General features: G+C 39.7%; 22 protein-coding genes. 12 read left to right on the top strand and 10 right to left on the bottom strand.

The genetic code is table 11. From position 1 onward, the window contains the following. Nucleotides 1–6: 6 nt before the first annotated feature. Nucleotides 7–399 carry a ribonuclease P protein component gene (rnpA, locus tag FTU62_RS15545; protein ID WP_078189509.1) on the bottom strand — a complete coding sequence of 131 codons (393 nt, stop codon included), beginning with the start codon at nt 397–399 and terminating at the stop codon, nt 7–9. A gap of 31 nt (nt 400–430) precedes the next feature. Continuing rightward, complete coding sequence (rpmH, locus tag FTU62_RS15540) at nt 431–565, bottom strand: 50S ribosomal protein L34 (RefSeq protein ID WP_000831329.1); 135 nt, start codon at nt 563–565, stop codon at nt 431–433. Between the two features lie 660 nt (nt 566–1,225). Here rpmH and dnaA point away from each other — a divergent pair. The 5 genes from dnaA to FTU62_RS15515 all read left to right on the top strand — a co-directional run bounded on the left by dnaA (nt 1,226) and on the right by FTU62_RS15515 (nt 8,034). Next, entirely contained in the window at nt 1,226–2,611 is a 1,386-nt protein-coding gene (gene dnaA / locus FTU62_RS15535; protein ID WP_180103143.1) for a chromosomal replication initiator protein DnaA, read from the top strand. Nucleotides 2,612–2,719: 108 nt separating this feature from the next. Beyond that, nucleotides 2,720–3,868, top strand: a complete 1,149-nt coding sequence (gene dnaN / locus FTU62_RS15530) for a DNA polymerase III subunit beta (protein ID WP_078194448.1) — start codon at nt 2,720–2,722, stop codon at nt 3,866–3,868. Nucleotides 3,869–3,891: 23 nt separating this feature from the next. After that, nucleotides 3,892–4,974, top strand: a complete 1,083-nt coding sequence (gene recF, locus FTU62_RS15525) for a DNA replication/repair protein RecF (RefSeq protein WP_078194447.1) — start codon at nt 3,892–3,894, stop codon at nt 4,972–4,974. Nucleotides 4,975–5,017: 43 nt separating this feature from the next. Further along, nucleotides 5,018–7,486 (top strand): DNA topoisomerase (ATP-hydrolyzing) subunit B, encoded by a 2,469-nt coding sequence (gyrB, locus tag FTU62_RS15520; RefSeq protein WP_180103142.1) that lies wholly within the window; start codon nt 5,018–5,020, stop codon nt 7,484–7,486. A gap of 170 nt (nt 7,487–7,656) precedes the next feature. After that, nucleotides 7,657–8,034, top strand: coding sequence for a hypothetical protein (locus FTU62_RS15515; RefSeq protein WP_078189504.1), 378 nt, complete (start codon nt 7,657–7,659; stop codon nt 8,032–8,034). Between the two features lie 533 nt (nt 8,035–8,567). On the opposite strand, the gene FTU62_RS15510 is transcribed toward FTU62_RS15515, so the two are convergent. Then, nucleotides 8,568–10,505 (bottom strand): ATP-binding cassette domain-containing protein, encoded by a 1,938-nt coding sequence (locus FTU62_RS15510; protein ID WP_180086020.1) that lies wholly within the window; start codon nt 10,503–10,505, stop codon nt 8,568–8,570. A 196-nt stretch (nt 10,506–10,701) separates the two neighbouring features. Between FTU62_RS15510 and FTU62_RS15505 the strand changes: the two genes are divergently transcribed. The 4 genes from FTU62_RS15505 (at nt 10,702) to erpA (ending at nt 14,654) form a co-directional block, all read left to right on the top strand. Continuing rightward, nucleotides 10,702–11,706, top strand: coding sequence for a putative solute-binding protein (locus FTU62_RS15505; protein ID WP_078194443.1), 1,005 nt, complete (start codon nt 10,702–10,704; stop codon nt 11,704–11,706). A 257-nt stretch (nt 11,707–11,963) separates the two neighbouring features. After that, nucleotides 11,964–12,974: a putative solute-binding protein gene (locus FTU62_RS15500; RefSeq protein WP_078194442.1), complete on the top strand. Its 1,011-nt coding sequence runs from the start codon at nt 11,964–11,966 to the stop codon at nt 12,972–12,974. Between the two features lie 202 nt (nt 12,975–13,176). Next, a complete protein-coding gene (locus tag FTU62_RS15495) occupies nt 13,177–14,184 on the top strand; it encodes a putative solute-binding protein (RefSeq protein ID WP_180103141.1) in 1,008 nt (335 codons plus the stop codon). A 134-nt stretch (nt 14,185–14,318) separates the two neighbouring features. Further along, nucleotides 14,319–14,654 (top strand): iron-sulfur cluster insertion protein ErpA, encoded by a 336-nt coding sequence (gene erpA, locus FTU62_RS15490; protein WP_078194440.1) that lies wholly within the window; start codon nt 14,319–14,321, stop codon nt 14,652–14,654. A gap of 67 nt (nt 14,655–14,721) precedes the next feature. Here the strand turns inward: erpA and FTU62_RS15485 are convergent, their stop codons facing one another. The 5 genes from FTU62_RS15485 to FTU62_RS15465 form a co-directional block, all read right to left on the bottom strand. Beyond that, nucleotides 14,722–15,099 (bottom strand): hypothetical protein, encoded by a 378-nt coding sequence (locus tag FTU62_RS15485; RefSeq protein WP_171263823.1) that lies wholly within the window; start codon nt 15,097–15,099, stop codon nt 14,722–14,724. A gap of 120 nt (nt 15,100–15,219) precedes the next feature. Beyond that, complete coding sequence (locus FTU62_RS15480) at nt 15,220–16,131, bottom strand: matrixin family metalloprotease (RefSeq protein WP_180103140.1); 912 nt, start codon at nt 16,129–16,131, stop codon at nt 15,220–15,222. Nucleotides 16,132–16,346: 215 nt separating this feature from the next. Continuing rightward, nucleotides 16,347–18,287, bottom strand: a complete 1,941-nt coding sequence (dnaK, locus tag FTU62_RS15475; protein ID WP_078194438.1) for a molecular chaperone DnaK — start codon at nt 18,285–18,287, stop codon at nt 16,347–16,349. Between the two features lie 120 nt (nt 18,288–18,407). Next, nucleotides 18,408–18,947 (bottom strand): nucleotide exchange factor GrpE, encoded by a 540-nt coding sequence (gene grpE, locus FTU62_RS15470; RefSeq protein ID WP_111885723.1) that lies wholly within the window; start codon nt 18,945–18,947, stop codon nt 18,408–18,410. Between the two features lie 564 nt (nt 18,948–19,511). Continuing rightward, nucleotides 19,512–19,826 (bottom strand): hypothetical protein, encoded by a 315-nt coding sequence (locus tag FTU62_RS15465; RefSeq protein WP_180103139.1) that lies wholly within the window; start codon nt 19,824–19,826, stop codon nt 19,512–19,514. A 58-nt stretch (nt 19,827–19,884) separates the two neighbouring features. Here FTU62_RS15465 and FTU62_RS15460 point away from each other — a divergent pair, with 58 nt between their 5' ends. Next, nucleotides 19,885–20,112, top strand: coding sequence for a hypothetical protein (locus FTU62_RS15460; RefSeq protein ID WP_228144800.1), 228 nt, complete (start codon nt 19,885–19,887; stop codon nt 20,110–20,112). A 180-nt stretch (nt 20,113–20,292) separates the two neighbouring features. On the opposite strand, the gene FTU62_RS15455 is transcribed toward FTU62_RS15460, so the two are convergent. After that, complete coding sequence (locus tag FTU62_RS15455) at nt 20,293–20,862, bottom strand: hypothetical protein (RefSeq protein WP_168379529.1); 570 nt, start codon at nt 20,860–20,862, stop codon at nt 20,293–20,295. A gap of 201 nt (nt 20,863–21,063) precedes the next feature. Between FTU62_RS15455 and FTU62_RS15450 the strand changes: the two genes are divergently transcribed. Then, on the top strand, nt 21,064–22,134 hold the full coding sequence (locus tag FTU62_RS15450) for an alpha/beta hydrolase (protein ID WP_180095110.1): 1,071 nt from the start codon (nt 21,064–21,066) through the stop codon (nt 22,132–22,134). Nucleotides 22,135–22,197: 63 nt separating this feature from the next. On the opposite strand, the gene FTU62_RS15445 is transcribed toward FTU62_RS15450, so the two are convergent. Beyond that, nucleotides 22,198–22,869 carry an acetoacetate decarboxylase family protein gene (locus tag FTU62_RS15445; RefSeq protein ID WP_078194435.1) on the bottom strand — a complete coding sequence of 224 codons (672 nt, stop codon included), beginning with the start codon at nt 22,867–22,869 and terminating at the stop codon, nt 22,198–22,200. A 101-nt stretch (nt 22,870–22,970) separates the two neighbouring features. Between FTU62_RS15445 and FTU62_RS15440 the strand changes: the two genes are divergently transcribed. Next, nucleotides 22,971–23,540 carry a peptidylprolyl isomerase gene (locus FTU62_RS15440; protein ID WP_180103138.1) on the top strand — a complete coding sequence of 190 codons (570 nt, stop codon included), beginning with the start codon at nt 22,971–22,973 and terminating at the stop codon, nt 23,538–23,540. The last annotated feature ends 389 nt before the right edge of the window (nt 23,541–23,929 follow it).

Below are 23,929 nucleotides of genomic sequence, written 5' to 3'. Positions count from 1 at the left end.
TCATCTCTACGCTTGTGGGGAGGTAGCTATTTTTTTATGCTTATTTGCAAGGCGCTGCAATTTTTGCCAAGCAAATTGTAATTGCTGATGCAACTCTGCATTCGGTACCGCCTCTATGCCCATTTTTGGCATAACGACAATATCTAATACATTAGACTGCTGTTGATGCAGGCGAAAACTTTCGCGTGCAAGTCGTTTTACTCGATTTCTTTCATGTGCGCGGCGCACTTTTTTCTTAGCAACAACAATACCCAAACGGCTATTCGGCTGTTCGGAGATTTTTGCTAGAAATAAGAAATGGGGTTGATGCACTTTAAAAAGCGCACCATCGAACACACTTTTATAATCGGCAGCACAGTGTATTCGCACATCTGTGCTAAAGCCGTAAAGTGTTGTCATAACACCCAAGTCTTGACAGTCTTAACTGAAATTAAACAGTTAAGCTGTGACGACCTTTTGCACGACGACGCGCTAATACTTGACGGCCAGCTTTAGTAGCCATGCGAGCACGGAAACCATGAACGCGTTTACGTTTCAACTCAGAAGGTTGGAAAGTACGTTTCATATCGAAACTCCAAAAATGATCTTTCAGTAAAGGTTCGCGATTTTAGTGCTCATTGCTTGAGCTGTCAATGAAAAACACGCTTTCTTTCAAAATCTAGGCTGTGATATATCAAGATAGTATAAGGATTAGAAATCAGTCAGAAAGTTTTAAATTAAAATACCCACAAACTAAATCATTGTATATATTAATTATTTAAGTTATCTTCAAGTTTACTCACAGATTTATCCACAATCTCAAATTTGTCAATTGGTTTTTATGAATTTAAATTTGAATTTAAACTAACCATCAAGTTATCCCCAGAATGGGTCTATCCTATAAATAAATTCAAATTTTAAAATTTAAATTTATTACTATTAGTGTTGATATTTTCTGTGGAAAACGTATTTTTAGATTTAAAAAACAAATAATTATATTGTGGATAACGATGTTTTTATAATTTTGATAGTTTGTGGATAACTTTGTGCTATAATTTATCCACAGCTTGCGGATAAACTTATCCACACGTGATTTAAATTTAAATTTAAACTCAATTTGCGTTTTTTTGATCGATTTCGACTGATTTGTTCATGACAGATGTGGATAAGATGGTTAGAATGGCTGCCCGCTTAGGCGGGGTTAAATTATTTTTTTACGTACAATGGACTGAAATAGGGGTTTCACATGCTTTGGACAGACTGCTTAACTCGCTTGCGACAAGAGCTTTCAGGAAATGTCTATACAATGTGGATACGCCCACTAGTGGCAGAAGATGCAGGTGGTAGTCTAAAACTCTATGCACCGAATCCGTATTGGACACGCTATATTCAAGAGCATCATTTAGAACTGATTTCAATTTTAGCGGAACAGTTGTCTGAAGGTCGGGTACGTAAAGTCGAGATTTTGGTTGATTCACGGCCTGGTGCAATTTTATCTGCAGCTGAACAACCTGCAACAACCACCGCAGCATTAGAGTCAACGCCGCAAGTGTCTGCACCGAATCGTCCTAAAAAAGAAAAAGAAGAGACGTCTTCAAAAAATAACCGTAAGCGTCAGCTTAACCCATTATTTACCTTTTCCTTGTTTGTTGAAGGCCGTTCCAATCAGATGGCGGCAGAAACCTGTCGTAAAGTACTTACACAACCCGGTGCTTCACAACATAATCCCTTATTTTTGTATGGGCCGACAGGTTTAGGTAAAACCCACTTAATGCAAGCAGTGGGTAATGCATTATTGCAAGCGAAGCCGAATGCACGTGTGATGTACATGACGGCTGAAAGTTTTGTACAAGACTTTGTGAGCTCGTTACAGCAAGGTAAGGTCGAAGAATTTAAGAAAAACTGTCGTTCGTTAGATTTGTTATTGGTGGATGATATTCATTTGTTAGCGGGTAAAGAGGCCAGCTTGGTTGAGTTTTTCTATACCTTCAACGCGTTATTAGATGAATCTAAGCAAATCATTTTAACCTCAGATCGTTATCCAAAAGAACTGACTGAGCTAGATCCACGTTTGGTTTCACGTTTTTCGTGGGGCTTATCGGTGGGTGTTGAACCACCAGATATCGAAACTCGTATTGAAATTTTACTGAAAAAAGCGGAAAGCAATGGCGTGGAACTTCCACGTAATTGTGCGCTGTTTATTGCTCAACAAGTGGTTGCCAATGTTCGTGAACTAGAAGGTGCGCTGAATAAAGTTGTAGCCATTTCTCGTTTTAAAGGTACCCCAATCGATCTAGATGTGGTGCGTGAATCATTAAAAGATGTGTTGGCGATTCGTGCACGTACTATTAGTACTGAAAATATTCAGCGTGTGGTGAGTGAATATTTCCGTATTCCACTCAAAGAATTGGTTGGCCCAAAACGTACACGTATTTATGCACGTCCACGTCAGTTGGCTATGGGGCTAGCACGTGAGCTGACAGGGGATAGTTTCCCTGAAATTGGTATGGCTTTTGGTAACCGTGACCACAGTACTGTGATGCATGCCTGTGAAAAAGTACAAAGCTTGCGTGAAGAAGATCCAATCTTCAATGAGGACTATAAAAACTTGCAACGTCTGCTGCAAAGTTAAGTCTTTTTGTTCAAATTCTGTTCTTGCAATGCGGTATATTCTGCCGCATAGTACACTGCTAAAAAATTAATTTATTTTGTCTGTCTTCAGTTTTTAGAGGAATGTATTGTGCGTTTAAAAATCGCGAAAGAAAGCTTACTGAATGTTCTGTCACATGTCGTAGGAGCGGTTGAGCGTCGCCATACCTTAAATATTTTATCCAATGTCAAAGTACAGGTTACTGAGCAAGCATTGACCATTACAGGTTCTGACCTAGAAGTGGAATTGGTTGCGAGTACACCGCTGGCAGATGGCGCATGTTTACAAGCAGGGGTGACGACAGTTCCTGCGCGTAAACTGATGGATATCTGTAAATCATTGCCTTCAGCGGCATTGATTGATTTGCAAATTACTGAAGATCAACGTTGTATTTTAAAATCTGGCAACAGTCGTTTTGTATTGGGTACTTTGCCTGCAGAAGACTATCCATTATTAACCACTGAAAATACTCAAGGCACTCAAGTCGGTGTGACTCAACGTGAGTTAAAGCGTTTATTTGAAAAAACGTCTTTTGCTATGGCGGTTCAAGATGTGCGTTTTTATTTGACGGGTACTTTGCTTGAAATTGATGAAAATCAATTGCGTGCAGTAACGACCGATGGTCACCGTTTGGCGATGTGTGAAACAGCGGCAAGCTCGAATGCGACACAAGCAATGCAAGCGATTGTTCCACGTAAAGCCGTAGGTGAATTGCAGCGTCTATTGAGTGTTGAAGACGAGCAATTATCGTTGTTAATTGGTCGTGAATTATTAAATGTAACAATTACCATTGCCAGCCGTGATAAAGAGCAGGGTGATATTACCGTACGTTTCACCACAAAATTGATCGATGGTAAATTCCCAGACTACCGCCGTGTGATTCCACGTGGTGGCGATAAAAACGTGCGCATTGCACATGATGTTTTCAAGCAATCGCTACAACGTGTTGCAATTTTGAGTAATGAAAAATTGCGCGGCGTATTCTTGAAGTTTGATGCGGACACTTTACAACTTCGTGCCAATAACCCTGAGCAAGATGAAGCAATCGAAGATCTTGCGATTCAATATGCAGATGCACCGATGGAAATGTCGTTTAATGCACAGTACTTATTGGAAGTTCTGAATGTATTGGATGGTGATGATGTTGCAATGACCATGACAGAAGCGAACCAGTCGGTATTGGTACAAGATCCACAGCAACAAGATCAAACCTATGTTGTGATGCCAATGCGTGTTTAATTCGGACTGACGTCTCAATTATTATGCATATCACGCGTTTACATGTAGAACGTGTTCGAAATTTAAAGACGGTTGCACTCTCTGGGTTGCAGCCGTTTAATGTCTTTTATGGGCAAAATGGTTCAGGTAAAACGTCTGTATTAGAAGCAGTACATTTGCTGGCAACCGGACGTTCTTTTCGAACCCATATTCCGAAAAACTATATTCAAAATAATAGCCCTGACGCTGTTGTCTTTGCGCAGTCTGCAACAGACCGCATTGGTATGCAAAAAATGCAGTCGGGCGAGCAAGTGATTAAAGTCAATGGCGACCTAGTGGGGACACAAGGGCAGTTGGCTAAGATTTTACCGCTACAACTCATCGACCCACAAAGTACGGATATCATTGATCATGGTGCGAAGCCACGACGTCAACTTTTAGATTGGTTGATGTTCCACGTGGAACCGGAGTTTTACCATACATGGCAATATTATGCACGGGCATTAAAACAACGGAATAGTTTGCTGAAATCACGACGTCATTTGAGTTTGTCTGACTTAGAACCGTGGAACAAAATGCTCAGTGACTATGGTGAGATCTTGCATAGTCTGCGCAGTAATGTGGTGGAACAGTGGATTCGATATTTTCAACAAGATCTAGAAGCCTTATTGCCTGATTTAACAGTGACACTGGAATACAATGCAGGCTTTCATGCCGAAACAGGACTGCTGAATGATCTGACCAATCAGCATTTTAAAGACTGCGAGCGTGGCTATACCGAGTATGGTCCGCACCGTGCAGATTTAAGGTTAAAAACCGCTATGGGGGATGCAGATGTTGTACTCTCTCGTGGGCAAAAAAAGTTATTGATCATGGCGTTAAAACTGTCACAGATTGCAATGCTACATGCTTGTAATAAGGAAACTGTGGTATTATTAGATGATCTGACAGCAGAATTAGATTTAACCGCACAACAGCGTTTAATTGAGCGTTTAAGCCATCTTGGTAGTCAAGTTTTTATTACCACTTTAGACCATGATTCAGTGCAAAAACACTTACATGATTTATCTATTTCTTATCAATTATTCAAAGTTGAAAATGGTACGGTGCAGGCTGTTGTGCAATGAAATACCACCTTTGGATAGACCTATTTTTCACTAGGGAGAAACCATGAGTTCAGAAGATCAAGCTGCTTCTCAAACAGAACAAACCATAGAAAAAGCTTATGATTCCTCTAGCATCAAAGTATTACGTGGTCTAGACGCTGTACGTAAGCGTCCGGGCATGTATATTGGTGATACTGACGATGGTACTGGCCTACACCACATGGTGTTTGAAGTTGTCGATAACTCAATTGATGAAGCGTTGGCAGGTCATTGTGACGAAATTCAAGTCACCATTCATGAAGATGAATCTGTAAGCGTATCGGATAACGGCCGTGGTATTCCTACCGATATTCACCCAGAAGAAGGTGTTTCTGCAGCAGAAGTGATTTTAACGATTCTGCATGCGGGCGGTAAATTTGATGATAACAGCTATAAAGTTTCAGGCGGTCTACATGGTGTAGGTGTATCCGTGGTGAATGCGCTTTCAAGCAAGCTCGAATTAACTATTCATCGTGCGGGTCAAATCCACCAGCAAGAATATAAACACGGTGATTCCGTGTATCCATTAAAGGTGGTGGGTGAGACAGATCGTACAGGTACACGTATACGTTTCTGGCCAAGTGCTGAAACCTTCAGTCAAACGATTTTTAATGTCGATATTTTGGCGCGTCGTTTACGTGAATTATCGTTCCTGAATGCAGGTGTACGAATTGTGCTACGTGACGAACGTATCAATTTAGAGCACGTTTATGACTATGAAGGTGGTTTGTCTGAGTTTGTAAAATATATTAACCAAGGCAAAACCCATCTGAATGATATCTTCCACTTTACTACTCAAGCCGATAATGGCATTGGTGTAGAAGTTGCATTGCAGTGGAATGATTCTTATCAGGAAAATGTTCGTTGCTTTACCAATAACATTCCACAAAAAGATGGTGGTACGCATTTAGCGGGTTTCCGTGCTGCATTAACTCGTGGCTTGAACAGCTACATGGAAAGCGAAAACTTACTCAAAAAAGAGAAAGTGGCAGTTTCTGGTGATGATGCACGTGAAGGTTTAACTGCAATTGTTTCGGTGAAAGTGCCTGATCCAAAATTCTCTTCGCAAACCAAAGAAAAATTGGTGTCGAGCGAAGTGAAAACTGCGGTTGAGCAAGCAATGAATAAGTCGTTCTCTGAATATCTTTTAGAGAACCCACAAGCCGCTAAATCGATTGCAGGTAAGATTATTGATGCAGCACGTGCGCGTGATGCAGCACGCAAAGCGCGTGAAATGACTCGTCGTAAGAGTGCGCTTGATATTGCAGGCTTGCCCGGTAAATTGGCAGATTGTCAGGAAAAAGATCCTGCCTTGTCTGAACTTTACTTAGTCGAAGGTGACTCTGCGGGCGGTTCTGCAAAACAGGGCCGTAACCGTAAGATGCAAGCGATTTTGCCGTTGAAAGGTAAAATCCTCAACGTGGAACGTGCACGTTTTGACAAGATGATTTCTTCACAAGAAGTGGGAACGTTGATTACTGCTTTAGGCTGTGGTATTGGCCGTGAGGAATATAACCCAGACAAATTGCGTTATCACAAAATCATCATCATGACCGATGCCGATGTCGATGGTTCGCACATTCGTACGCTACTGTTGACTTTCTTCTTCCGTCAAATGCCAGAACTTGTGGAACGTGGATATATTTATATTGCACAGCCACCGTTGTATAAGCTGAAAAAAGGCAAGCAAGAACAGTACATCAAAGATAATGATGCGCTTGAGACTTACCTGATTTCAAATGCAATTGATGAGCTTGAATTACACATCAGTGCAGAAGCGCCAGCCATTCGTGGTGAGGCTTTAGCGGGTGTGATTGCGGATTATCAAACCTCTCAAAAGAGTTTGCATCGTCTGACTGTACGTTATCCTGCAAGTGTATTGGATGGCTTATTGGCAGTAGAAGGCTTTAAGTTAGATCAAGCAAATAACCAAGACTATGTACAGACTTGGGGTGAGCAACTACGTGCCAATATTGAGAAAACTCAACCAAGCCTACGTCCTGAATTAAGCTTAGAAATTTTTGAGCATGAAGATACTGAAGGCAATAAGTCAGCGACCTATTTCCCACGTATTACCATCTATGTTCATAATTTACCGCACCAATACTTGTTAGATTCAGGTTTATTGGGTTCAGGTGAATATGCGCGTTTACTCAAAAATTCGAAGAGTTGGTTCACCTTATTGGAAGAAGGTGCTTACCTACAAAAAGGCGAGCGCAAAATTCCAGTGAGCAGCTTCCATCAGGTTTGGCAAAACATCTTACAAGACTCACGCCGTGGCATGATGATTCAGCGCTATAAAGGTTTGGGTGAGATGAATGCTGAACAGCTTTGGGAAACTACAATGGATCCTGAGAACCGTAACATGCTGCAAGTAACGGTACAGGATGCCATTGAAGCTGATCGTATGTTCTCTTGTTTGATGGGTGATGATGTGGAACCACGTCGTGCTTTCATTGAAGAAAATGCGTTAAATGCGGATATTGATGCCTAAATTCTGATTACAGAATCATTCAAAAAAGCACTCTTCGGAGTGCTTTTTTTTGTGCTATCTTAAATAAAATTGAATATTAAATCGCCAATTTGTGTTTTATAAAATTGACTTATTCTGATGCTAAGCTCAAATCTATTTGAACTTAGCAGCTAAAAATAAGAGGTCTATATATGATGGACAATCAACTTGAACACATTCGTGACATCTGGGTAAATGCATTTTTTACTGGAAATTATACCGTTTTAGCCGAATACGAAGATGAGCACTTTAAGGTGGTTTATGAGCAAGACGGGCGTGTCGAAAGTAATTATGTCCGCTATGAACGTATTGCACATGCAGTGAAGAATGGGGTTTGGAAACCACAAAAACCAGACGTAGAATTTGAAGAATATGAGTTTAATCGTGACCAAACTGAGTGCAAAATTTTAATCGGTTTAGCCGAAACACAGCAGCAAATACAGGAAATCTGGCATTTTGATCAGACCTGGAAAATACAAGAATTACGTTTTTTAAAGGCAAAAAAAGCCCATCCTTCTGCCTTATCTTAAACAATAAAAAGTTTAAATTGATGTCGTGAATGGAGATAAAATGCATCCATCTTGCAAATGTGGATAAGTTTTGTGAATTTTCACATTTAATAGTGTTCAACATCAAAGTCATTTATAATTGTGGATAACATCATTTAAAAATATTTATCCATAAAAAAGGTGGTTCGATATTTTGAATTTAAAAAATAAAAAATGAATTTAAAACTAAGATTTGAATTTAAAAATGGCTTTTGTGGATAACTGTGGTAATGAGTTTGATGTGAAGTATATTTTTTTGAATTCATTTACAAAATTAGGGTAAAAGCGATCGCTGAATTTTTAGATTCTTTCCGAATAGAAATGCCTTAACGATGCAATAACCAGTTGGATATGAACATTCGATTTTTTAAATATTTTTTAGATTTATAGTGTGATTATTATTGTGAAGTTTAAATAAAAAATCGCCGTGGAACATTTAAATTTCACGGCGATTGATTTTTTGAGCTTAAGTTAGGTTTTCTTAATAATGCAAATCTAGGGTTTTGCTTTTTAAATTAAGCCTCAAAACTACTTTCCATTTCTTCTAATTCCATCATTAATTCAAGCATTTGCTCTTCGACAGATTCAAGTTTGGCTTTTAATTCTGTTTGCTCATTCATTAGTTTGAGTAAGTCATCTTTTCGACTGGCTTCATATAAAGCACTGTCTGCTAATAATTCCTCGATTTCGTTTAAGCGTGGCTGAATTTTGCTGATTTGCGCTTCATTTTTTTCAATATTTTTACGAATCGGGCGGGTCAATTCACGCTGACGTGCAGCTTCTTTACGCTGCGCTTCTTTATCGACTTTAGAAATCGTCGGTTTAGTTTCAACTTGAGATTTGATGGGAATAGGGGCTTGTTGGCTATTTTTCATCATGTCAATCCGTGCTTGACGCAGCCAATCGGCATAAGCCACGAGGTCGCCATCAAATTCACGACATTTTCCATGATGTACCAACAATAATTCGTCACAAACGCTGGCAATCAATTGACGTTCATGTGAAACCAAAACCACAGCACCTTCAAAATCTTGCAGCGCCATTGTTAGGGCATGACGCATATCAAGGTCTAAATGGTTGGTCGGTTCATCTAGAATTAAAACATTGGGGCGCTGCCAAACAATCAAAGCCAAAGCTAATCGTGCTCGTTCACCGCCTGAAAAGCCTTCACTTGGCGTATCCATGCGTTCGCCACTAAAACCAAAGCTACCTAAGAATGAACGTAATGCCGCTTCACTGATTTTTTTGTCAGCAATTCGAGATAATTGCAACATCGGGCTGGCATTGCCATCTAGAGCATCCATTTGATGCTGCGCAAAATAGCCAATATTCAACAGTTCAGAGGCTTTGCGTGTCCCTTGTAATAAGGGAAGGTCTCCAACCAAGGATTTAATTAAGGTTGATTTACCTGCACCATTCATTCCCAGTAAACCAATGCGACTGTTTGGGGTAATCTGTAAATTCACATTGGTGGCAATCAGTTTGTCACCATAGCCAATATCGACATGTTCCATTTGCAGCAGCGGTGAGCTCATTTTGGTTGGCTCACGGAAACTAAAGGTAAATGGTGTATCGACATGCGCGGCAGAAAGTTCCTGCATGCGTTCTAATTGTTTAATACGGCTTTGAGCCTGTTTGGCTTTGGTGGCTTTGGCTTTAAAACGGTCAATAAATTTTTGGAGATGCGCACGGGTTTCAAGCTGCTTTTCATAGGCTTGTTGTTGTTGTGCCAAGCGCTCAGAGCGGGTGCGTTCAAAGGTCGAATAGTTGCCGGTGTAAAGTGTCAGCTCTTGATTTTCGATATGTAAAATATGATCAGTCACCGCATCTAAGAAATCACGGTCATGTGAAATCAAGATTAGTGTACCTTCGTAAGCTTTTAACCAATCTTCTAACCACAAAATCGCATCTAAGTCTAAGTGGTTGGTTGGTTCATCGAGTAATAAGAGGTCGGAACGGCTCATCAGGGTACGCGCAAGGTTTAAACGCATACGCCAACCACCAGAAAAGCTTGAAACATTGAGCTGCGACTGATGTTCAAAGAAACCCAGACCAGCCATCAGTTGTGAGGCTTTGGATGGTGCTGTATAGCCATGGATTTCATCAAATCGGCCATATAAGTGTGCCAACGCTTCATTGTCTAATTGTTCTGGATGTTCAAGTTTATGTTGTATATCCCAATATTCTTCATCGCCTGATAGAACGAAATCAATCGCTTTCATATCGAGTGCTTTGATTTCTTGTGCCATATGCGCGACGGTCCATACCGCAGGACGAGTCAATGAGCCGCCATCAGATTCCATTCCACCTAAAAGCGCAGAAAAAAGAGTCGATTTACCCGCACCATTTACACCGGTTAAGCCGATTTTCCAGCCTGGATGCAATTGCATAGATGCTTTTTGAAATAAAACACGCCCACCGCGACGAATGGAAAGTTGGTCTAACTGAATCATGGAACTAACTAAACAAGAAGAATGTGGGGCTATTCTAATGGATGGCTTTGCAAAAGAAAAAACAAAGCATCGCAACCATCTGAAAAAATGTGACAGATTCCACGTATTTAGGTATATTGAACGGGCTTTAGTATTAAAAAAATATTTCAAGTTGTTGTTTTAAATGGATTAATAAAACATATTGGGAATATAAGAAATGAGAAAAGGAATTTTAATTTTATCGCTTCTTTCAGGTGTGATGTCTGCACAAAGCTATGCCAATCAGAAGGTTTGTGTGTTCGATTTACTTGGAAAAGCGGGGGAATCTTATAAGCTGATGGAAGAGTGGTCTCTGGCCAGTAAGGCATGGGGAGCACAAGTTCAACTGATTTCATATCAAGATGAATCCAAAGTCGATAAAGATTTTAAAGAAGGGAAATGTGACGCGTTTTATATGACCTCGATGCGGGCACGTGCGTATAACAAATTTGCCGGTTCGATTGATGCCATTGGCGGTGTACCGAATAATACCATCGCGCAAAAAGCCATTACCTATGTCTTAGATAAACGGAACAGTAAACGACTGATTAGCAATCTAGGTAAAGATAGTTATGAAGTGGCAGGGATCGGGCAAATTGGTTCAGCCTACATTTTTGTCCGTGATCGCAATATCAATAATTTAGAAAAAGCTGAAGGTAAGAAATTTGCCATTTTGCATTATGACTATGCGCAAAAAGTGATGGTCGACCGTGTTGGCGCTGTGCCAGTGATGTCGGAAATTTCTAATTTTATTCGCAAGTTTAATCAGGCCGAAGTTGAAATTGTGGCTGCGCCAGCTTATGCCTTTAAGCCACTCGAAATTTCAAAAGGCTTAGGCACTACCGGAGCGATGGTGAATTTTCCTGTGGTGAATGTCACGGCAGACCTGATTATTCGTAATAATAAATTCCCAGAAGGTTTTGCTGAACCTTCTCGGCAATGGTTTGTTAAGCAATTACCAAAAAGTTTTGCCATGGTGAAACGTATGGAAGCTGAAATTCCTGCCAAATATAAGATGAATCTCAGCAAAGATGATCAGTTGAAGTATCAGAAAATATTGCGTGAAGGACGGATGGATTTAACCAAACAAGGGATCTATGACTCCACTATGATGACGGTACTGAAAAAAGCCCGTTGTACGATTGAGCGAACTAATTTTGAGTGTTCAGTGGCGGGTGAATAAGCTTTTTTCTGTATTTCTTTGTAAATTTTGATGCAATCGCTGTAAATGTGAAAAGCCATTTTTGGAAAGATAAGATGATGATTATATTTATAATTTCACTTTGAATAAAAAGTGATATACATCACAGAAAAACAGAATATGCTAAAATGACATAAATAAATGGAGTAAATGCTCTATTTTTTTTAAATTAACTTGCTTAATATCGGGCTTGTGTAAGGACACCTCTGAACCATAAAAAGATTTGAAAGGAAAATAGAATGAAAAAAACGCTCCTATCATTGGCTACGTTTGCTGCAATTGGCTTTGCTGGTTCGGCTCAGGCAGCAAAAGTAGATATCTGTGTATTTGACTTACTAGGTAAGTCAGGCGAGTCATATCAAATGGCTCAGGAATGGGCGCTTGCAGCAAAAGGCTGGGGTGCTGAAATTAACTTAATTCCGCGTCAAGACGAAGCAGTAGCTGACAATGACTTTAAAGCGGGTAAATGTGACGGTGTATTTATGACGGCGATGCGTGCCCGTCAGTACAATAAATTTGCAGGCTCTATTGATGCGCTGGGTGGCGCACCGAGCAATGCGATTGCACAACGTGCGATTACCTTTGCATTAGACCAACGTAATGCTGCAAAAATGGTCAGCAATCTAGGTGGTAAGAAATACGAAGTGGCGGGTATTGCCCCACTAGGTTCAGCATTCATCTTTGTCAAAGACAAAAAAATTGACTCAATTGAAAAAGCAGCAGGTAAAAAGTTTGCAGTTTTAGGCTATGACGAAGCACAAAAAATCATGGTGCAACGTGTCGGCGCTCAAGCTGTGATTTCAGATGTATCTAACTTTGTGGCGAAGTTTAATAATGGTCAGGTGGATATGGTGGGTGCGCCTGCATATGCCTACAAACCATTAGAGATCTATAAAGGTTTAGGTACCAATGGTGCGATGTTTAACTTCCCAGTTTTACAAGTGACTGCGGACTTTATTATTCGTCCTGATCAGTTTCCTGCAGGCTTTGGTCAAAAATCTCGTGATTGGTTTGTGAAACACTTACCGAAGAGTATCGCGATGATTAACCGTCTAGAAGCGGGTATTCCTGCGAAATATAAACTGAACTTAAGTGCAGAAGATAAAACCAAATATCAAAAATTACTGCGTGAAGGTCGTATGGATATGACGAAGCGTGGCATTTATGATGCAGGCATGATGTCTGTTTTGAAAAAGGCACGTTGTTCTGTCGATAAAGCCAATTTTGAATGTTCACTTGGCGGCGAATAAGCTGATATTTAAAGAAAAAAGTCTGGATTTATCCAGACTTTTTTTTGCAAATCTACAGGTCATTCTCGCCATTGAGTGAGCAAAATATTCAGGTAATCTAAATTCAAATCGTGGGCTGTGAGTCAATTGAATCGAACTCAGCATGACCCAAAATTCAAAAAATGGTTAAAAACAAAAACAGTAAAAAACAAGGAAAGTCAGTATGAAACAATGGACAAAGGCATTGAGTGTTGCTGCTGCATTAATAGCGGTAAATGGCGTAGCTCAAGCGAAGCAAGTGGTATGCGTATTTGATTTGGTCGGTAAAAATGGTGATGTTTTTACCCTGATGAAAGATTATCAATTGGCGGCAAAAAACTGGGGCGCAGACATTGAGCTCCGCGTCGGTCAAAATGAAGCGGTGATTGCAGAAGATTTTAAAGCCGGTAAATGTGATGGGATTAGTGTTACTGGTATGCGTGGTCGCCAATTCAATAATTTTACCGGTTCTTTAGATGCCATTGGTGCGATTCCAGATTTGAAATTGGCCGTAAAAGTTATGCAAGGTCTTGCAAGTCCAATATTTGCGAAGAGCATGGTTAATAGTAAATATGAAGTGGCAGGTGTGATACCTGTTGGTGATGCCTACCTGTTGGTGAATGATCGTAGTATCAATACTGTCGCTAAAGCCGCAGGTAAAAAAATTGCGGTGCTTGACTACGATGAAGCACAGAAAATTATGGTGCAGCAGGTCGGGGCTCAAGCGGTCAGTGCCGATGTAACCAATTTTGGCGCTAAATTTAACAATGGTCAGGTGGATATTATTGGTGCTCCTGCAGCTGTGTTCAAACCATTAGAATTACATAAAGGTTTAGGCAGCAAAGGCGCAATTGTCAATTATCCAATTTTACAAGTGACGGGAAATATTATTATTCGCCCAGATAAATTCCCAGCGGGGTATGGGCAAAAATCACGTGATTGGGTCAAAACACAATTACCTCGTGCATTCACGATATTAGGCAAAATGAAGTCAGAAATTCCAGCCAAATATTGGATGGATGTTCCAACAGCAGACAAAGCTGGTTATCAAAAAATGATGCGTGAAGCGCGTATCGATTTGACTAAACGTGGTATCTACGACAAGCGAATGATGAAACTATTATGGCAATTCCGCTGTAAACAAGATCCGAAAAACTTCGAATGCGCATTACAGGAAGAAAACTATAAATAAGTTTTAAATGAATCTTGAGAAAAATACTCTGATTTAACTTTAAACTGTGAAGACTGACCATATATTGAGTATGTTATACTTGAAATATGGTCTTTTCTTTTTAAAAGACACCCAATGACTCAGAGGAATCCATCATGAATGCTCAAGCACTTGTGCTGACTGACAATGCTGCCAATAAAGTACGCCAATTGCGTGAGAGTGAAGGTAATCAAGACCTTATGTTACGTGTATATGTGACTGGTGGTGGTTGTTCAGGTTTCTCATATGGGTTTAATTTTGCTGAAAGCCAAAACGAAGATGATGCTGAATTTATCAATGGTGATGTGAAGATGTTGGTTGATTCACTGAGCTATCAATATTTAGTTGGTTCAACAGTCGACTATATTGAAGGTCTTGAAGGTTCTCGATTTGTGGTTCAAAACCCGAATGCGACAACCACGTGTGGATGTGGATCTTCATTCTCGATCTAATCGCGATGATGAATTGAGCCATAAAAAGCCCTCATTTAGAGGGCTTTTTTAATGTTTAAAATCGATATTAGGCTTCAAATTTTAGTGCTTCTAATAGATCTAAAATTACGGTAGTCACGTCTTGAGTCAATTGATAATTATTAAAAATTTCATATGCCGTAATGGTGACATCGGTATCACTCGGAAGCAGGCGTTGTTCTTCTTCGATGAGGTCACGGATCGGCAATAGGGTTTGTTTGACCTGTAAATGCAAGACATCTTTAAACTCAAGATTTTCGTCTTCGAGCTCAATTAATTGCTCATTAAAAAAGGGTAAAAGTACCGCATGGAGATAAGGTTGAATGTCTGTAATATCAAAAATCTCAATATCACGGGTTTGTTCAATCGTGCTGATGTGGTCATTCACTTCAATTAAGATATGGTAGTAACTCACATTGCTCTCCACGTAAGATGTCATTGATATAAGGGAATTATTGCAAATCAACAATAACATGAAATGCTAATTATTGTTGGTGAATCCTATAATATCCTTATAGATTGTATGGTTTTTTTTGCTCAGGGTGTTCTAACGATAATATAGTAAGCCTTGGTCTGCTGGCATCAGTTTAAAGTTTTCTAATTGTTGCGCGCCTAAGATTGGGTACATTAATGCAGCAGGGTCATTATGGTGAGATAAGCCGAGAGCATGTCCGAGTTCGTGGGCAAGGGTAAGGCGTAAATCATCTTCGGCATCAAATTGATAAATCTGAATCTGATCCCCCATAAAAACGCCTTTATGAAACTCTCGAGCAGGAAAGCGCTGACTGGCTTGTATCACGCCTGCATTATATTGATCGATTTGCTGGTTATAGCTTAAGACTTGTTGGTTAAATTGATCATTTTGCTGATTAAATCGATCTATTTCTTGGTCTAATTGCATCGCTTGTGCTTTAACTTGCTCAAGTTCTCTTTCAACGCGTTGCATATTGGGGCCTTGTGCATGCTCTATTCGGCTCCAATTCATACGTTCTTGCGACAGCTGTGCGATTTCCGCACGAATCATGGCTTGTTTTGATCGGAGCTGTTGCTCATTCATCTCCAGACCTTTTCTCGAATTTGCTAAGTTCTCGGCATATAAATCATTACGGGCTTTATCTGCGGCTAAGGTCTTTTGGACTTGCTTATAGGCATTGTATTGTTCTTGGCGATCATCATAAATTAGATGGATCGCCAGTTGTGCATTTGGGTCATAGATAAATAACGGTTTGAATGTCCCTTTATGCCATATCTCTGCGGCTTCTTGGCTAAGTTGAATGACTTGTTGCTGGCTTAATCCAAAACGCGGATCGACATCAGCAACCCGATAACGCAGTCGGGTATCGAGAGGGTGTAAAAGTCGATCTGAAATTGAATTAAATTTCAGTTGAGGATGCTGCTTGGTTTGATAGATCCACCAAGTACTCAAAACGATGACAACAATAATTAAAATCAAACGCATAGCGTCGCAAAACTTGATTATTTTGCATTAATTTAACTGAAATTTAGCGCTATGCAAATCTAAGTATAGACAGATTGGCAGTCGAGAAGAATGTGGCTGTTTGAACTTTAGCGTGTTATTTGAATATTGCCTGATGCAGATAAAATCATCCACAAAAAAAACCGCGCTTTCGCGCGGTCTTTTTGAGCTTTGAAAGACTCAGTTAAAGCGACAAATTATTTTTTGTCATCTTTCACTTCAGTGAACTCAGCATCTACAACGCCGTCATCTGCTTTTTGAGCTTGACCTTCAGCGCCTTGGAAAGCGTTAGGATCAAAACCTTCAGCACCGCCTTGACCTTGTGCAGCTTCATAAGCACGTTGAGTGATCGGCATAATGATGTTTTGAAGTGCTTCAGTTTTCGCTTTGATTGCATCTACATCGTTTTCTTTAGTCGCTGCTTCGAGCTCAGCTACAGCAGCATCGATTGCAGATTTCTCATCAGCAGTTACCTGTTCACCAAGATCTTTTACTGCTTTTTGAGCAGAAGAAACAAGTGCATCAGCTTCGTTACGTGCTTTCGCTAATTCTTCAAATTTACGATCTTCTTCAGCATTCGCTTCAGCATCTTTGATCATCGCTTCAATTTCAGCATCGCTCAAACCAGAGTTAGCTTTAATTTGAATTGATTGCTCTTTACCTGTGCTCTTATCTTTTGCAGATACTTTCAAGATACCATCAGCGTTGATGTCAAATGATACTTCAATTTGTGGTACACCACGTGGAGCAGGTGGAATATCGCCCAATTGGAAGTTACCCAACAATTTGTTTTGTTGAGCCATTTTACGTTCACCTTGGTAAACTGAAATGTCTACAGCTGGTTGGTTGTCTGCAGCAGTTGAGAACACTTGAGATTTCTTCGCAGGAATCGTCGTGTTTTTCTCAATGATCGCTGTTAACACGCCACCCATTGTTTCAATACCAAGTGTAAGCGGAGTTACGTCAAGAAGAAGTACGTCAGTTTTATCACCTGAAAGTACTGCACCTTGAATCGCAGCACCCATCGCTACAGCTTCATCTGGGTTCACGTCTTTACGTGGCTCACGGCCGAAGAACTCTTGTACTTTTTGTTGTACAAGTGGCATACGAGACTGACCACCCACCAAGATTACGTCAGAGATGTCAGAGGTTGAAAGACCTGCATCTTTAAGTGCAATCTTACATGGTTCAATTGTACGAGCAACCAATTCAGCAACTAAACCTTCAAGTTTAGAGCGAGTCACGTTGATCACTAAGTGTTTAGGACCAGTCGCATCTGCTGTGATGTATGGAAGGTTGATTTCTGTTGCATTCGAAGAAGAAAGCTCGATTTTTGCTTTTTCAGCAGCTTCTTTTAAACGTTGAAGTGCAAGCGGATCTTGTTTCAAGTTTACGCTTTGTTCTTTCTTGAACTCTTCAACCAAGTATTCAATTAATGCATTATCGAAGTCTTCACCACCAAGGAATGTATCACCGTTTGTAGACAACACTTCGATTTGTTGGTCGCCATCAAGGTCAGCGATTTCAATGATTGATACGTCGAAAGTACCACCACCTAAGTCGTAAACCGCAACTTTACGGTCGCCTTCTTTTTTGTCCATACCGAACGCAAGTGCAGCAGCTGTTGGTTCGTTGATGATACGTTTAACATCTAAACCAGCAATTTTACCTGCATCTTTAGTCGCTTGACGTTGAGCATCGTTAAAGTACGCAGGAACAGTAATTACCGCTTCAGTTACTGTTTCACCAAGGTAGTCTTCAGCTGTTTTTTTCATCTTTTTCAAGATTTCAGCAGAGATTTGTTGTGGTGCAAGTTTCTTGTCGTTTACATCAACCCAAGCATCGCCATTGTCAGCTTTGATGATTTTGTAAGGTACAAGGCCGATATCTTTTTGCACAGCTTGGTCTTGGTACTTACGACCGATCAAACGTTTGATTGCAAATAATGTGTTTTTAGGGTTAGTCACTGCTTGACGCTTAGCAGATTGACCGACAAGGATCTCGCCGTCTTTATACGCAATAATAGATGGGGTTGTACGAGCGCCTTCAGCGTTGTCGATTACTTTTACTTTGTCGCCTTCAAGTACTGCTACGCAAGAGTTTGTAGTACCTAAGTCAATACCAATGATTTTCGCCATTTGGATGTTTCCTCTAAAATTCTTTTACGATGTTTTCGCTTGTTATCCGATATGAGAGCCAATCAAAAATTTTCAAGTAATATTGGTTAAAATTTTTAATTCGTCTCATAAAATTTGTCTTTATGCACCAACCATAACCATAGCAGGGCGTAATAGGCGACCGTTTAAACTATAGCCTTTTTGCAATACTGTCCCAATTTCATTCGATTTGGCATTTGGATCGATGCCCACAGCCTGATGAAGATCTGCATTGAAACCATTTGCAGTATCCACAGCAACCACACCAAATTTTTCTAAAGTGCTGAGCAATGATTTCAGTGTAAGTTCTACACCTTCAGATAAACCTGATTTTTCATCACCTGCCGCAGCAATCGCGCGTTCAAGGTTATCAACTGACTCAAGTAATTGTTTTGCAAATTTTTCCAGCACAGTATCTTTATGCTTTTCAGATTCGCGTTGAATGCGCTCTACACTTTTTTGCGCTTCATATACGGCATTTGCAGTACGTGCTTTTTCAAGTTTTAAGCTTTCTTCTAAATTGGTGATTTGTGCTTGTAAATCTTCAACTGAAACTTCAGCTTGCTCGTTTTCAGCTTGAGTTTGCTGTTCTGCTTGCTCTTGTTGAAGATCTTGAGCGTCTTGGTTTTGCTCAGTCGCCATTGATTTACTCCGTTTAAATGGGTTCTTAAACATGTTCAGTCCTTATAGCTGTGCGTTCAAACGACATCGATGCGTAACTGCCATGCGTTTTGAATTCATGATTAATAAAAGAAATCGGGGCAGGGTATAAAAATTCAAGCGAAGTCAGCGATTAAATGCAATTTTTTATTCAAATAAATGGTTTTTCAGCCAAATATCGACTGCAAAATTAAATTCTATGAAAATATAAATTATTGATTTGAATGTATAATCATATTTTGATCGGATTTATAGATTTTCATCATAAATTTTAACGGTTTCTCTTTGTGCCTGAAAATTTGCATAATTTATCTATCGGAAGTGACCATATCCACTGGAGAGAGGGATATGGTGACTACCTCTAGATTTTAGAAACACTTTTCCATGCTGATTTCCCAAGAATCAGCATTTTTTTTGCCTCAAAAAATAGTGGTTAATATTTATACATAAAAACTCTTAGTATCAGTTTTATTAAATATTTCACAAAAAATGATCAGCACAGTATTCTTTGTTTCAGATTCTATCGCTGTAGTTTCTTAATTTATTTCAAATGTGTTTTTCATGGCCTGCTTCTCTCATAAGCAGGCTTTTTTTTGCATGAAATTTATAAAAACAGCCACTTAAGTAACTGAGTTGCAAGTTTTGTTGGACTTTGTTGTATTCAAAAGCTGAGATCACGCTTGATTTAAAACCATGTATATTTATTTTATTAATAAAAAACAAAGCACTTGAGTTAAATAAATGATGTAAAGCCTCAATATAAAAGAAAACTGCTTGATTAATAAAACATTTCATAAGCTGTACCGTGTCTCGTACAAAGTACAACTTAGAAGGTGGGAACTTCACAGAATTATTTTCCATTATGACTCGGGCAAAGTTGAGCTTTGCTTTTAATGATTCAATGAAGGAAATAATGAAGATGAAAAAAATTGGTTTATTCGCTGTCGCAGTTTTAGGTTTCGGTTTAGCTGCGGTAGGTTGTACTTCTCAAGAAACTGTAGAATCTCCAGAAACCGCACAAGTAACGTCTGCAACTGAAGCATCTGTAACGACAGAGCAATCGGGTGCTGTGGTTCAAGCAGATCCATCAGCTCAAGGTGCTGAAGTTCAATCTGCGCCTGCACCGCAACCTACAGTTCAGCAATAAGATTGTTTAATGCTCTCTGACCTGTAACAACAGGCAGTCAAGAATAGACAGAAGATAGGATGCCTCTTCTGTCTATTTTTTTTCTATTGCTTTTTTTACCTTTTCTATTTTTAGTGAATGAAAAAAAAGCCCATCATGTAGATGAGCTTTTTACTTTTAACCGATCTGCAAAAACAACAATTAACGGCGATTTTCCCACGCGCGACGACGTTCTTCAGCCGCTTTACGTTGTTGATCTGATGCCTTTCTTAAATCTTGAATATTTTTTTTGCGCTCTTGCTCAATTTGTTTTCTACGATCTTGACTGGCTTTACGGCGCTGTTCTTCTAAGCGCTGACGCTCTTTGCTGACTTTTTGACGATCTTGTTCAGCACGTTTACGACGTTCAGCTTCAGAGTATTTACGCTGTTGTTCTAGACGTTGACGTTCGAGTTCGTTTTTACGACGATCCCACTCTTGTTGATTTTTACGATTTTGTTCCCAGTTACGCTGGTCAAGTTGCTGCTTTCTACGTTCGAGCTCTAAACGATTACGTTGTTGTTGCTGACGTTCCCATGTACGGCGGTCTTGTTCATAACGACTGTCATAACGGCGATCATAACGATTGTCATAGCGTCGATCATTATTATCATAACGGCGGTCATAACGTTGATCATAACGTCCATCGTAGTAACCATCTTCAGGGAATGCTACGCAGCCTACAGCCAAAAAAGCAGTCGCAAAAGACAGAAGGATGATCTTTTTAGCCATGGTGAGTATCCTTTATCGAGAATGGGTTAGCATAATCAACCCATAAAACTTGGGTAAATTGTCAATGACAACTCTATAAAAGAAGATTAGCTTAACTAGGTCTGTACTATGTATGTCGATGTTGAGACTTATATGTGAATATGGTCACATTTGACCTAGATCATGTAGAAAGTATGAAGAGCATAATTCGAAGGATAGAGCATGTTTGCATTGAATGAATCACTTAAAAATATGAAAGATAAAGGCCAAGGTACGGCTGCTCGGTTACTTGATCGTCTTCCTAACTTTGCCAAAGAAAGCCTCTCAAAACGTCTCGATTATCCGTTTATTTTTCCAGAATTAGATCCGCTGGTGAAATGCATGATGGCGGCTCAACTCAAGCAAGGTAAGTCAGGCTTTGTGACCGAAGACTATGTGAAGTCTCGTAAATTATTTGATTTACAGATGGAGTCGATCAAGACCAAGCCGACCTTTGTGAAACAAGTGCAAGATATACGTCTACCTTTACAAAGTGCTACGCTGTTTGCGCGTCATTATCATCCTGCTCCAAATAAAAAATTACCGATGATCGTGTTCTATCATGGTGGTGGTTTTGTGGTGGGTGGTTTAGACACGCATGATGAAGTTTGTCGTTTATTGGCCGTGCATGCCAAAGCACAAGTCTTAAGTATTGATTATCCACTCACGCCAGAGGCCAGCCCAGCTCAATTAATGCAAAGTTGTGAAGATGCCTTGGCTTGGACTTATCAAAATAGTCGTCAGTTTAAAATTCTAAAAAATCGAATTGCGGTGGCAGGGGATAGTGCAGGCGGCAATATTGCTACTGCGGTTGCGCAGCGCAGTGCTCAGAAAGTTTTTGCCCCGCAAGCTCAGCTATTAATTTATCCTGTGGTGGATTTCAAAAGTCGCCACCCATCTTTCTATGCTTATAAAGATGGTTTGGTTCTGACTGAAAAAGATATTGATGTCGTAACGGCTTTATATGCAGAACAACATGCAGTGGCCTTAGATGATCCATTAATTTCACCAACCTATGGAAAATTGGCAGGTATCGCACCCGCGTATATCGTGACAGCAGGGCATGACGTTTTACATGACGAAGGTGAAATTTATTCGCATAAACTCCGTCAGCAAGGGGTGAAAGTGTTTTATCAAGAATATACCGATCAAACCCATGGTTTTATCAATTTAACCCCGGTTTCGCACCGAGCTAAAAAATACGTGATCGAGATCAGTACGAAGTTCCGTAAATTTTGGGATAAACGTAGCTAATCATTCCTTTATATAAAGTAAACCCAGTGTTTCACGTGAAACACTGGGTTTTTATTTATTGGGTTATTTATCTTGGATTTTTGCAGCAGGAAAAACGAGGCTAAATTCTGGGACATAAAAGCTTTGCAATAATCGTGCTTCAGAAAAATTTGGAAAAATGTCCTGTGTGTTGTGCCATTCTACCTGTTTCAGTTTAGATAGCCGTCCGCGAAACTTCGGTGAAAATTGATAGCGCTTACCTTCCCACGCTTGTCTGATTTGCAACATCGCTGCAGGGATATGATGACTATTAATATAGAAAGAACGCTGTGAACGTGATTTTTTTAAACGGATCTGCATCTTTTGTTGTTCAACTTCTATAGTACAGACCACTTCATTGTCATGTTGTTGCCATTCAAACTTTGCCAACTCTTTAGGAATACCCCAGAGTTTTTGGCCATGAATGACAGAGATATCTGTCGAAACATAAATCTTAGGTATCGAACTTAACCTTTTCTTACTCCATAAAGGGTGATCTAAAATCAGCAATTCGTCATAAGGACCCACAGGCGAATCATGGTATCGGACCAATAACACCTGAACCACACGACCCAAAGCTGATGTCGCTAAACGGAACATTTGCGCTTGTTGGATAAAACTCGGAGAGAGCCAATAATTTAAAATAAAAGCATCGCCACGCAGTTGCCAAGGTGGTAAATGTGTTAATGGAGTGTCCGACGGTATTATTTGCGTCATCATTGTTCTCGTTTTAATAATGGCAGAATAATTACTTTTTAATCATCAAAGACTAATATACAGTCAATAACAAGTACGAGATCAATCAGAAGAGTTAGCAAATGTTAAAACAGATTTTATTTACTGTAGCACTTGGCTGTGTGAGCTTAAGCAGTTTTGCTGCCAATACTATTGTCGAAATGAAAACCTCTCAAGGCAATATTGAAATTGAACTATTCAATGACAAGGCACCTATCTCAGCAAAAAACTTTGAAAGCTATGCAAAAGAAAAATTTTATAACGGTACAATCTTTCATCGCGTGATTCCTGGATTTATGGTTCAGGGTGGGGGCATGGATGTCAAAATGCAGGAGAAACCAACAAAAGCGGCGATTAAGAATGAATCAAGTAATGGCTTGAATAATAAGCGCGGCACATTGGCAATGGCACGGATGAATCATCCTGATTCAGCAAGTAGTCAGTTCTTTATTAATGTTGCAGACAATGACTTTCTCAATAAAAGTGCAATGAATGCGGGATATGCTGTTTTTGGTAAGGTCACTAAAGGTATGGATATCGTCGATAAAATCGTAAAAGTTCCAACTGCGAACTATGGAATGCACCAGAATGTCCCTGTAAACCCAGTAGTTATACAGAGTGTGGTGATTAAAGCAGCACCTGTAAAAAACTAAGCGCACAAAATAGGAAAAATATTTTACATGATATTTGTAATAAATATCATGTATTTATGTAAGTAAAGTGTGTTTTTTGAACCATAATGGTGCATAAAAATAAAACACTCGTGTTCTTTGTGAGTGAAAAGCACTTGCACGTGTAAGAAATTGCCCTATAATGAGCACCATACCGACGAGATAGACGGAAACGAACGAAACGCAAAGCGTTAAGTTGTTAAGTTTATCGAAGTCCAGCTTCTAGCATTGACGAGATGTTAGAAAGATCATTAAGAGATTATGAAGAACAACTTGTGTGGATTTTTACTGATTGATTGATCGAAATTATTTTCATTGATTGATGGTAGAAATTACTCGAAGTTTATTTGAGCAAATTTTTGTCAGTAATT

The sequence above is a fragment of the Acinetobacter sp. YH12126 genome (genome assembly GCF_013418745.1).
Taxonomy (GTDB): domain Bacteria; phylum Pseudomonadota; class Gammaproteobacteria; order Pseudomonadales; family Moraxellaceae; genus Acinetobacter; species Acinetobacter amyesii.
The sequence above is the reverse complement of the archived record's forward strand: the minus strand, read 5'-3'. Positions and strand labels throughout refer to the sequence as shown.

What these genes read in the sequence shown, in the direction of transcription:
- erpA (WP_078194440.1), top strand. Translation starts at nt 14,319, where the DNA reads ATGAATGCTCAAGCACTTGTGCTGACTGACAATGCTGCCAATAAAGTA.
- dnaK (WP_078194438.1), bottom strand. Translation starts at nt 18,287, where the DNA reads ATGGCGAAAATCATTGGTATTGACTTAGGTACTACAAACTCTTGCGTA.
- dnaA (WP_180103143.1), top strand. Translation starts at nt 1,226, where the DNA reads ATGCTTTGGACAGACTGCTTAACTCGCTTGCGACAAGAGCTTTCAGGA.
- FTU62_RS15515 (WP_078189504.1), top strand. Translation starts at nt 7,657, where the DNA reads ATGATGGACAATCAACTTGAACACATTCGTGACATCTGGGTAAATGCA.
- gyrB (WP_180103142.1), top strand. Translation starts at nt 5,018, where the DNA reads ATGAGTTCAGAAGATCAAGCTGCTTCTCAAACAGAACAAACCATAGAA.
- FTU62_RS15455 (WP_168379529.1), bottom strand. Translation starts at nt 20,862, where the DNA reads ATGGCTAAAAAGATCATCCTTCTGTCTTTTGCGACTGCTTTTTTGGCT.
- FTU62_RS15460 (WP_228144800.1), top strand. Translation starts at nt 19,885, where the DNA reads ATGAAAAAAATTGGTTTATTCGCTGTCGCAGTTTTAGGTTTCGGTTTA.
- grpE (WP_111885723.1), bottom strand. Translation starts at nt 18,947, where the DNA reads ATGGCGACTGAGCAAAACCAAGACGCTCAAGATCTTCAACAAGAGCAA.
- FTU62_RS15505 (WP_078194443.1), top strand. Translation starts at nt 10,702, where the DNA reads ATGAGAAAAGGAATTTTAATTTTATCGCTTCTTTCAGGTGTGATGTCT.
- rnpA (WP_078189509.1), bottom strand. Translation starts at nt 399, where the DNA reads ATGACAACACTTTACGGCTTTAGCACAGATGTGCGAATACACTGTGCT.
- FTU62_RS15480 (WP_180103140.1), bottom strand. Translation starts at nt 16,131, where the DNA reads ATGCGTTTGATTTTAATTATTGTTGTCATCGTTTTGAGTACTTGGTGG.
- FTU62_RS15510 (WP_180086020.1), bottom strand. Translation starts at nt 10,505, where the DNA reads ATGATTCAGTTAGACCAACTTTCCATTCGTCGCGGTGGGCGTGTTTTA.
- recF (WP_078194447.1), top strand. Translation starts at nt 3,892, where the DNA reads ATGCATATCACGCGTTTACATGTAGAACGTGTTCGAAATTTAAAGACG.
- FTU62_RS15495 (WP_180103141.1), top strand. Translation starts at nt 13,177, where the DNA reads ATGAAACAATGGACAAAGGCATTGAGTGTTGCTGCTGCATTAATAGCG.
- rpmH (WP_000831329.1), bottom strand. Translation starts at nt 565, where the DNA reads ATGAAACGTACTTTCCAACCTTCTGAGTTGAAACGTAAACGCGTTCAT.
- FTU62_RS15450 (WP_180095110.1), top strand. Translation starts at nt 21,064, where the DNA reads ATGTTTGCATTGAATGAATCACTTAAAAATATGAAAGATAAAGGCCAA.
- FTU62_RS15500 (WP_078194442.1), top strand. Translation starts at nt 11,964, where the DNA reads ATGAAAAAAACGCTCCTATCATTGGCTACGTTTGCTGCAATTGGCTTT.
- FTU62_RS15465 (WP_180103139.1), bottom strand. Translation starts at nt 19,826, where the DNA reads ATGGAAAATAATTCTGTGAAGTTCCCACCTTCTAAGTTGTACTTTGTA.
- FTU62_RS15440 (WP_180103138.1), top strand. Translation starts at nt 22,971, where the DNA reads ATGTTAAAACAGATTTTATTTACTGTAGCACTTGGCTGTGTGAGCTTA.
- FTU62_RS15445 (WP_078194435.1), bottom strand. Translation starts at nt 22,869, where the DNA reads ATGACGCAAATAATACCGTCGGACACTCCATTAACACATTTACCACCT.